8 protein-coding genes are annotated in these 9,296 nt (G+C 57.2%); 6 read left to right on the top strand and 2 right to left on the bottom strand.

Features of this window, described 5'->3' with window-relative positions:
• Window positions 1-750 precede the first annotated feature (750 nt).
• Window positions 751-1,380, top strand: coding sequence for a response regulator transcription factor (locus BX592_RS32620; protein ID WP_341804914.1), 630 nt, complete (start codon window positions 751-753; stop codon window positions 1,378-1,380).
• A gap of 477 nt (window positions 1,381-1,857) precedes the next feature.
• Here BX592_RS32620 and BX592_RS32615 read toward each other — a convergent pair whose 3' ends face one another.
• The gene (locus tag BX592_RS32615; protein WP_134197446.1) at window positions 1,858-2,322 is read right to left on the bottom strand and encodes a winged helix-turn-helix transcriptional regulator; all 465 of its coding nucleotides are present in this window, start codon (window positions 2,320-2,322) and stop codon (window positions 1,858-1,860) included.
• A gap of 312 nt (window positions 2,323-2,634) precedes the next feature.
• Here BX592_RS32615 and BX592_RS32610 point away from each other — a divergent pair, with 312 nt between their 5' ends.
• Complete coding sequence (locus BX592_RS32610) at window positions 2,635-3,498, top strand: enoyl-CoA hydratase-related protein (RefSeq protein ID WP_134197444.1); 864 nt, start codon at window positions 2,635-2,637, stop codon at window positions 3,496-3,498.
• A 70-nt stretch (window positions 3,499-3,568) separates the two neighbouring features.
• Window positions 3,569-4,450: a fumarylacetoacetate hydrolase family protein gene (locus tag BX592_RS32605; protein ID WP_134197442.1), complete on the top strand. Its 882-nt coding sequence runs from the start codon at window positions 3,569-3,571 to the stop codon at window positions 4,448-4,450.
• A 304-nt stretch (window positions 4,451-4,754) separates the two neighbouring features.
• On the opposite strand, the gene BX592_RS32600 is transcribed toward BX592_RS32605, so the two are convergent.
• On the bottom strand, window positions 4,755-5,666 hold the full coding sequence (locus BX592_RS32600) for an AraC family transcriptional regulator (RefSeq protein ID WP_208328015.1): 912 nt from the start codon (window positions 5,664-5,666) through the stop codon (window positions 4,755-4,757).
• Between the two features lie 153 nt (window positions 5,667-5,819).
• On the opposite strand from BX592_RS32600, the gene BX592_RS32595 reads away from it, so the two are divergent.
• From BX592_RS32595 to BX592_RS32585, 3 genes are all read left to right on the top strand, one after another.
• Window positions 5,820-6,653: an oxidoreductase gene (locus BX592_RS32595; RefSeq protein WP_134197440.1), complete on the top strand. Its 834-nt coding sequence runs from the start codon at window positions 5,820-5,822 to the stop codon at window positions 6,651-6,653.
• A gap of 123 nt (window positions 6,654-6,776) precedes the next feature.
• Entirely contained in the window at window positions 6,777-8,591 is a 1,815-nt protein-coding gene (locus BX592_RS32590; RefSeq protein WP_134197438.1) for a CPBP family intramembrane glutamic endopeptidase, read from the top strand.
• A 136-nt stretch (window positions 8,592-8,727) separates the two neighbouring features.
• Window positions 8,728-9,165, top strand: coding sequence for a hypothetical protein (locus BX592_RS32585; RefSeq protein WP_134197436.1), 438 nt, complete (start codon window positions 8,728-8,730; stop codon window positions 9,163-9,165).
• The last annotated feature ends 131 nt before the right edge of the window (window positions 9,166-9,296 follow it).

Below are 9,296 nucleotides of genomic sequence, written 5' to 3'. Positions count from 1 at the left end.
CTCTCTCATAGGTTGCGTCCGCAAGTTGTAGTTGCGGACGCAATCGTGGACCTTCTTAAGCTGGCAAGCTAGGTGCGGGGAAATTCGCGCTTACAGATGAAACGTCAGCGCCGCGAAGGTCGCGCATTGGGTGGTGAAGGGACGGTGAGCGCCCCAAAAGCGGCCGTTTGTAGCGCCTGTTGCGTGGCTGCTGCGTTGCTGCCTTGTGGCCCGAATGATCGGCTTTAGCGGCATCGCCACCGCTCGCAACGGCGTGAGCGGCAGACAGATTGCCAGATTAGCCGCGACGAGCACGAGCAGCGCGCCGCGTCAACCGAGAGAGTCCACGAGGCTGTGTGTGAGCGGAAAAAGATCGTACTCGTGAACCCGGCTACCATCGTTGATAAGCGTGATTCTCTTGCGAAAGCTGTCGGGGAAGTTACGCGTGCGATCCAGCGTCCCGGGTACAGGTGTTTTAGTTCAGTCGGCGGGCTAGCGGTGTTCGGGTCACACAATGTGCCTCTCGTACATGCAAGACGCGCCTCAAGTGCACGTTCGACAACGTGGCCAGATATACCATAGCGACTCTAGCAAGATCTGCACGGCCGGCGCGTATCCCGCCTTCGTTCCGTCAAACGGTTGTTTGAACGCGCCCGGATGTTGAATTCTTTTAAAAGCTCGAACTCAGGTCCAAGCCCTTCAAGACAAAAATGCAAAATGCGAGCGGGTAAAAGCATGTCAGCGCTCGATGGAGTCGGCACGCGAAGGTTAGTGTATATCGTCGACGATGACGAAGCGATACGAAAAGGATTGACTTCGCTCTTCATGTCCGTTGGTTACCAGGTGGAGACGTTTGAATCGGTCGCCACGTTTCTTGAGTTCGAGCGAGAAGACGCAAGCAGTTGCCTCATCCTCGACGTCCGGCTGCGCGGCGAGAATGGTTTGGCGTTTCAACGCGAATGTCATCGGTTGCGGTTGCATATACCCATCATCTTCATATCAGGGCATGGAGATGTTGAAATGTCCGTTCAAGCGATGAAAGCGGGGGCGGTGACTTTTCTGGAGAAGCCGTTTTGCTCACAGACGTTACTCGATGCAGTAAAAGATGCGTTGGCACTTGACTCCGCCAGGCGTAGCAGCGAGCAAAGCAGCATGGCTTTAAGAGCTTCATATGCCACGCTTACCCAACGCGAGAGAGATGTGATGCGCCTCGTGATCACTGGGCTCTTGAACAAGCAAATCGCGGCAGAACTTGGTGTGAGTGTGGACAGCATCAAGCAGCACCGCAGTCAGATGATGAGAAAGATGAACTCGCGCTCCGTTCCGGAGCTTGTGCGGAAAGCGACCCATCTAGCGGGGCTTGGAAAGCCGTTTAGAGGGGTAGACGAAAACGCTTTTTAACACGCTGGGAGCAGAATTCAAGACGCTTCGATGGAATGCGTAGAACCTTCAAGGTGCCCGACATTTCCTCTTCCGATGTCCAGGCGCTCCGTGCGGTAATCGAATGTGTAGCAGGCCAATCCGATGCGCCAAGCGTTGACGTCGCGCGACGTCTTGGCGACCAATTGCGCGATTTGATGGACATCGTCCTTGACGTTCCAACAGCAACTGGCCGTAGGCGCACAGCAGCGGCGATCGTCTACCACGCCAAACAATTCGTTGCGCGCCACGCAGGAGACTCAGCTTTTACCCCCGAGTTGATCGCGGCTCAGTTCGGGTTTCCAGGAAGCACTTGGGGCGGCGTTCGTTCAAGCGGCGCTATGGCGTCGCGCCAGCCGATGTCCATCGCTCGCCCGAATCCTCGCTCGAGACACAGCCGTGCTTGTCTTCGCCGGTCGACTTCTGATTACTTTGCGAGCGCATCGCAGAACTGCAGGCTCAGAGCTCTTCGTCCACAACTGTTCCATCCGCCTTTTGTCCAACCACGTCTTTGACACCAAGAAGTCTTCCGTCGGCAGAGCGCAATTGCAATTTGCGCACAGGCTGTTTTTTCTTGCGATCAAGCCAGCGCGAGTGCTTCTCCTTCGGAGCGAACAGATGGTTTTCGCCCCATTGTCCAAGCGCGACGATTACGTGAAACAGGTCAATCCCTTTTGCCGTCAGCTGATATTCCCGATAAGCAGTTCCGTCCGCTGCCGGTCGACTGAGGAGGATGCCGTTGTCGACCAGCGCACGCAGGCGTTGTGTCAGGACGCTGCGCGACACACCCAGCTTGGACTGGAATTCTCCGAAGCGCCGGATGCCTTCGAATGCGTCCCGGACTATGAGCAGTGACCAGCTGTCGCCGATGACATCAAGTGAGCGGGCGACAGGGCAAGTGCTGACTTCGTCAAACTTTGCCATCCGTTTAAGAACTCCCCTAGTTTCCGTCAGACTGGTTTGATTTTAGCACTACATTTGAAGGAAGACAAGTGCTCCGGCTTCGTTCACTGCTGACCTGCGGAGCTTGATTTCATCGGACAACAGGCGCGCTCGAAGCCCGATAGAAACGGATGGAGGCTGGCGGGCTGACGATGCTGAGTCAACTGACTGCTACCAACGTTGCTGCGGGATTGTGGTTTGTATTTAGAACTACCTTGTGCTATCGTTCTTTCATGGTGGTTCTAAAATAGAACTTGAAATTGCATCTAAATCTCAAACTCTCAGGAGATCAGAATGTCGACGCTAGCACATACGGACCATGTCTCGAGTGACGCCGAGGACGCCGTCGCTACAAACGCGTTGGGCTATCGTAATGAAGAGAAGCTCACGATCGAACGGCGCGGAGAGGTCGTCCTGCTAGGTATTAACCGGCCTCATATTCACAACCGCATCGACCCGGAAACATACCGGAAGCTAGCACGCGCGTATTACGACTATGAGCATGACCCATCGCTGCGTGCAGCCGTGTTGTTTGGTCACGGGCCGAATTTCTCGCGCGGCGTCGATGTTGAAGGTTTCAAGGAACTTGTTCTTTCGGGCAAGCCCCTGCTGGACGGTCCGAATATGATCGATCCGCTCGCCAAGGAGACCCGGCCGCTCAAGAAGCCACTGATCGTTGTGGTGCATGGTGATACGTGGAATCTCGGGCACGAACTGCATCTGGTGGCCGACATCCGGATCGCCGCGGAAGACACGGAGTTCGGTCAGGACGAAAATTCTCACGGCCGCTTCCCCGGTGGTGGCGCAACGATTCGGTTCGTTCGCGAGGCGGGATGGGGAAACGCGATGCGCTACATGCTGACGGGTCAACATTGGAGCGCGCAAGAAGCTTACCGGATGGGCGTCGTACAGGCCGTCAAGGAAACGCAGTCGGCCGCTCTGGACGAAGGCGTCGCCATTGCGCGGCAGATCGCTGACTGCGCGCCGCTTGGCGTACAGATGACACTGCGGTCTTCACACCTCTATATTGACCCATCAGAGACTGAAGCGTTGGCGCTACTAGGCACCCAATACACGGAACTGTACCGTACGCAGGATTTCTCGGAGGGCCGCGATGCGTACTCGGAAAACCGCAAGCCGCGTTTTGAGGGGCGCTAGGAGCAAGGTCCTCTTCGAAGGCTTCGGTTGCGGTTGGTGGACATATCAATCACGGTACATAGGAGTGGAAATGAAGTTTGTGAAATTCAGAAAAGGTAACCAACTCGGTATTGGCGTGTTTCACGGCTCGACTGTTTGGGGGTTGCTCGAGGGCGAGCCCCGATTTCCCGGCGACCTGACGAGGCTCATCGCTGGAGGCGCTGTCGTCCTAAAAGCGGCGGCCGAAGTGCTTTTGAAAGGCGACGTCATCGATCTCGACACTGTCACCTTGTTGCCGCCTGTTGGAGAATCGGGCAAGTTCATCTGCCTTGGCATTAACTATCCGGCGCACTCAGCGGAAGTGGCGCTGGAGATTCCGAAGCAGCCGACCATCTTTGCGCGGTTTCCATCAGGTTTTATAGGGTGCGGTGCGGACATGGTGCGTCCGGCGATTTCACACCAGCTTGATTTCGAAGGCGAATTGCTTGTGGTGCTTGGCAAGGGTGGCCGTCATATTGCCGAGAAGGACGCGCTAAGCCATGTCGCAGGCTATTCGATATTCAATGACGGCACGATCCGCGATTACCAGATCGCAACACCGCAATGGACCGCAGGAAAGAACTTCGACGGCACGGGCGCGATTGGCCCGTATTTCGTCACTGCCGAGGAACTGCCGCCCGGTGGCATCAACCTCATTCTCGAGACCCGGCTCAATGGGCGGGTCGTTCAACACGCCAATACGAGCGAGATGACTTTCGGCGTTGCAAAAACGATTGCGTTTCTGAGCGAAATCATGACACTCGAACCCAGCGACGCAATTGCGTTGGGCACTCCTGATGGCGTGGGCTTTTCGCGTACTCCACCGCTGTACATGAAGCCCGGCGACATTTGTGAAGTTGAAATTACCGGCCTTGGTGTATTGCGCAACTTCATAGTCGATGAGGGTGGCTACGCTTCGCTTTCGAAGCGGTAATGGTGGTTATTCTTGCAGATTCCGTTATTGCGCTCAGGCACATGCTCATCGCGGAGTATGTGTTAAAGCGCACATAGGTAAGTGTTGTACGGACGAGTCATTGGCAAATGTCCCGGGCTTCGATAAATTCCGGATCAGCATCTGATTCAAAACCGTTCGCGTAGCTCATTCTTTCTCTCTTTGCGCAAAATATTCCGGTCGCGATGCGGACACGATCTGGAATCGTAGCAAAGCGCGCGTGTTTCGTTCCTCATCGATCTTCAGACGCAGATCGTAGACTCGTTCGAAGCGAATCACGCAGAGTTCAGTGCGACGATACATAAGCCGAGTCAGCAAATCCTTCCGGGATCGCGAAGCTCTCACGCATACGCTTAGCCTCCGCGGCCGGCGTCAAGCCAAACAGACGCCTGAATTCCCTGCTGAACTGCGACGGGCTCGCGTAGCCCACCGCGTGTCCCGCCGCTTCCGCTGTCAACTCTTCGCGCACCATTAACAGGCGAGCTTGATGAAGGCGTGTCGACTTCACGTATTGCATAGGCGATACCTGCGTAATTGTCTTGAAGTGGCTGTGGAAACTCGGAATGCTCATACCCGCTTCGTTAGCCAGTTGCCTGACGTCGAGAGGCTGCGCATAGCTCGCATGAATCAGACGGAGCGAGCGGCCTATCTGGCCGAACTGTCCTCGCATCGCCAAAGCCTCGCGCAAAGCGCTTCCCTGGGCTCCGGTCAGCACCCGGAAATACAGTTCGCGCAGCAGCCCGGCGCCCAACACCGCGGCTTCGAGCGGCCGATGCATCGCTTCGAGGAAGCGCAGCACCGATGCCTGCATCGCGTCATCCATCGGTGTCGACATCATGCTTTTAGGTGCGGGTGCGCGCTCCGCTATGCCGTGACGGTCGATCTGCTCCGCAAGTTCGGCGGCCAATACGAAATCGAGGTGAAGATAGAGCGCGAGCAGGGGGCGCTCCTCGGTTGCCTCGGTCTCCATGGTGAACGGCACAGGGACGGACACGACCAGGTACTGATGCTCGTCGTACAGGTACAGCTGGCCGCCGAAATAACCGCGCTTGCGCCCCTGGCAGACGATCACGATACCCGGATCGTACAGAACGGGCGTGCGCGATAGCGCGCGGTTCGACCGCAAGATGCGCACGCTCGGCAGCGCGGTCAAGTTATAGCCCTCATCGGGCGCCAATGCGCGTAGCAGCGCAATCATGCGTCTCCGGCTGCGAGAGGATGCAGCCGGATGCTGGGTCGGGGTGCGTACCGTGCTCATAGTTTTATGCAAGAAAGTCAGCGGAATTCGGCTTAATTTGCGTACTTCGTCAGATTAGTATGCACTCTCCAATCGATATTCGGGAGAGGTTGAATGGCATCCAGTAAAACTCTGCTTATTACCGGCGTCAGCAGCGGCTTTGGCCGCGCGCTCGCACAGGAAGCGCTGGCGGTCGGGCACAAGGTTGTCGGCACAGTGAGAAGTGAGCAGGCAAAACGTGAATTCGAGTCTCTATCTGCGCATGCGGCCTGGGGACGAGTGCTCGACGTGACAGACTTCGACGCGATCGATGGCGTCGTCGCGGACATCGAGGCTAGCGTCGGTCCGATCGACGTGCTGGTTAACAATGCCGGCTACGGCCACGAGGGCATCATGGAGGAATCGCCGTTGCCGGAAATGCGGCGGCAGTTCGATGTGAATGTGTTTGGTGCGGTTGCGATGGTGAAGGGCGTGCTGCCATTCATGCGTGAGCGCCGCCGCGGCCACATTCTGAATATCACATCGATGGGTGGCTATATCACGATGCCCGGAATCGCCTACTACTGCGGGAGCAAGTTTGCACTGGAGGGCATCTCGGAGGCGCTCGGCAAAGAGCTCAAGGCCTTCGGTATTGCTGTGACGGCCGTGGCGCCGGGATCATTTCGCACGGACTGGGCGGGCCGCTCGATGACGCGCACGCCCCGCTCGATTTCGGATTACGACGCTATTTTCAATCCGATCCGGGCGGCGCGCGAGGAAAAAAGCGGCAAACAATTGGGAGACCCCAAGAAAGCGGCGCGTGCAATGCTGGCCGCGATTGCAGCGGATCACCCGCCGACGCGTCTTTTGCTCGGTAGCGACGCGCTCGGGCTGGTTCGAGACAAGTTGTCGGCGATGAAAGCCGAAATCGATGCGTGGGAGAAGGTTACCGTATCGACGGATGGCTGATGACCGCCGACGCTGGGAGTCGGTCGAAAACTGGGCAACAGTCGCTTCCAGGTCGATCAGCACCGCTCAAGATTTATTAAAAATTGACGATATCCGACACTGGGCTTATGGATTCTCGCCATCATGCGTCGGACATTATTCAAATTCATCGCGCTTTGCTCGATCAATGCATCTTTTGTCGTGAACGGCGCCGCCGCGGCGCCTACCACGCAGATCGATGAGCTCCGCAACCCGGACCACATGGTCAGCTTGGTCGAGAGCAGCGGGAAAAGCACGTACGACCAACTACTCGCGTCGTATCGCCAGGCGATCCTCAAGCATCCTGCCGATGCGGCGTTGGTTCTATCCGCATGCAAATTCAGCGAGCGCTTCGGCGTGTCGGAAGACTTGTCGTGGGCCGATGCCGCAACGAAGGATTCCGACGCTTGCCAGGCGACGCTGCAGAAAAACTATTCAAGCGATACGGATGTCGAGTTGTTCCTGCTCGAGCGTCGATTCGGCAAGACCGCGATTGAATTTGGCGAGCCGCTCGTAGCACGCTCCAAGACATGGCCGGTACCCCAACAGGCCCGCTTGCATACTGCGCTTGCGCGCGCATACGCGGTGCAGAAAGACGACGAACGCGCGGGCAAGGAGGCGGTCCTTGTTATGCACCTCGATCCAACGAGCATTCAGCTTGTTCCCGCTATGCGCTATCTCGCGAAGAAGAACGAGACGGCTGCGGCGGCCAGACTGCTTGCGTCCGCACCTTTGCCGAAATACCCGTGGCTCGAAACCGAGCGAATCCGCGCTGCAACTGAGCTACTACCCGGAAACGAGGCGAAGGACGAGTTGCTTCGCGCTCGACACGCCGGATTGAAGATCGACCCGTACACGGCAGCGCGCGCGTTGCAGCATGTCGGCGATTCCGCGGGCGCAAACGCGATATTAAGGGCCGACAAGTCGCTGCGCAAAAACGAAACGCCGCAGAACCGGCAATTCCGTCTCGACGTGGCTTTCGATGCAAACGACGCGAAGGCCGCCGCCGATATCATTCGAGATCAATACACGACAACCCACAATTCCGCACAGCTTGCGTCGGCCTATGCACGTCTTGTCGGTCTCGATCTTTCGATCGTCGGCCGTAGCGACCTGATCCCTATTGCAGCGAGCCTCATCACCTACCTGCTGGCGCTTGCGGCCGCGCCGGGACTGCTGATGTTTCCGGTCCACTATCGCGGCACGGTGCGTCAGCGCATCGGCAAGCCGAGTGCGCCGCTCTTCGGGAGAATCGGTTTGCGGCACGCGTGGCTCGCTCTTTCGATACTTCTACCCGCGATCTACGTCGTTACGATGCTGCGCTTCGGCGGCAATACATCGCTATCGCCTACGGGGGGCGGGGTTGCCCGTATCGACTGGCAAAAACGTGTCGCGCAGTCGTACCTGTGGACGCTTCTGCTCGGAGCAGTAGGGCTTGTTTGGGTCGGAAGGCTGTTTTCATGGCGAGAATGGCTCGGCAGCGGCCCTTGGAAGTTGAGCTGGTTGCTGCCTCCCGCAGCGCTGCTCGCGTACAACCTCAAGCTGTGCTTGTCACAGCCTCATACGCCATTCAACTGGACGAACGCAAACTGGACCGTCGCACTCGTGCACGGCGGCGTGTCGCTAGGCGGTATTCCGCTCGCGTTGATCGTTCTGTCATTTCTGGTTCCGATCATGGAGGAACTCGTGTTTCGCGGCTGCCTGCTAGGCGGCCTTTCGCGTCATCTGAGCTTCGGCTGGGCGAATGTTCTGCAAGCGACGGTGTTTGCGTGCTTGCATCAGGGTAGCAGCCACTTTATCTACCTTTGGGCGATCGGCGCGACCGCGGGGTGGCTCGCTAAAAAGACCAAAGGGTTGTCGATGCCGATAGTGCTGCATGCGCTCAACAACGCGATGTTTGTGTTTTCGGTCGTGGCCTGATGGCGCCTACATCATCTTAAGCATGTTGCTGGTCGACACTTTTCCTCGATTCGTCGACAATCGCCGTTGCTTTCAGCACTTGAAAGCAACGTGAATAGATCCGAAAAATAACATGGGTATCTGTAGGTCACACGACATGAGAATCGTATTTTGGGTGCCGGTTATCTCGTTGACCGTCGCGACGCGGTGCATGGCGTTTGATGCATGGGACTTCGTCAGCGGCGAGAACAAATCGACAATCGAACGTATGGCGAGCGCTCGCGGCGATACGTTGCAGCAGGGACGTCTCGCGGCTGTCACGAAAGTGGAACCGTTCACGCCCGCGAACTTTATCAACACGCTATCCGAACTTATGAAGTTGCGTGGAACGCCCGCGATATCGGTTCATGACAAGACCATGCGTTCGTTCGCCGATTTCGCGTTCAAGGAAGTGCAGTACACATGGGGCTCGCTGGACGACCGCATCCAGTTGACGACCAATATCTCAACGGCACCGTCGCTGAAACTCGAACCCGGCATGACGCTGAAGCACGACGATACGACCATTTGCGGCCTGACGCCCCAAGTCCATTGAGGGGACGCGCGGCGGTTCGGTAAGACTCGCGAGAACGAAGACAATGATGGCGAGGGCCGCTTCAATAGCGGGTGGGGCACGGGCGCATTGCCATAATGGCTGTATAAATATACAGTTCATCTGTTTCGCCC

This window comes from Paraburkholderia rhizosphaerae (assembly GCF_004366595.1).
Classification (GTDB): domain Bacteria; phylum Pseudomonadota; class Gammaproteobacteria; order Burkholderiales; family Burkholderiaceae; genus Paraburkholderia; species Paraburkholderia rhizosphaerae.
The sequence above is the reverse complement of the archived record's forward strand: the minus strand, read 5'-3'. Positions and strand labels throughout refer to the sequence as shown.

Bases quoted from the DNA above. Each gene is read 5' to 3' on its own strand.
- BX592_RS32615 (WP_134197446.1), bottom strand. From the start codon at position 2,322: ATGGCAAAGTTTGACGAAGTCAGCACTTGCCCTGTCGCCCGCTCACTT.
- BX592_RS32610 (WP_134197444.1), top strand. From the start codon at position 2,635: ATGTCGACGCTAGCACATACGGACCATGTCTCGAGTGACGCCGAGGAC.
- BX592_RS32605 (WP_134197442.1), top strand. From the start codon at position 3,569: ATGAAGTTTGTGAAATTCAGAAAAGGTAACCAACTCGGTATTGGCGTG.
- BX592_RS32600 (WP_208328015.1), bottom strand. From the start codon at position 5,666: ATGATTGCGCTGCTACGCGCATTGGCGCCCGATGAGGGCTATAACTTG.
- BX592_RS32595 (WP_134197440.1), top strand. From the start codon at position 5,820: ATGGCATCCAGTAAAACTCTGCTTATTACCGGCGTCAGCAGCGGCTTT.
- BX592_RS32590 (WP_134197438.1), top strand. From the start codon at position 6,777: ATGCGTCGGACATTATTCAAATTCATCGCGCTTTGCTCGATCAATGCA.
- BX592_RS32585 (WP_134197436.1), top strand. From the start codon at position 8,728: ATGAGAATCGTATTTTGGGTGCCGGTTATCTCGTTGACCGTCGCGACG.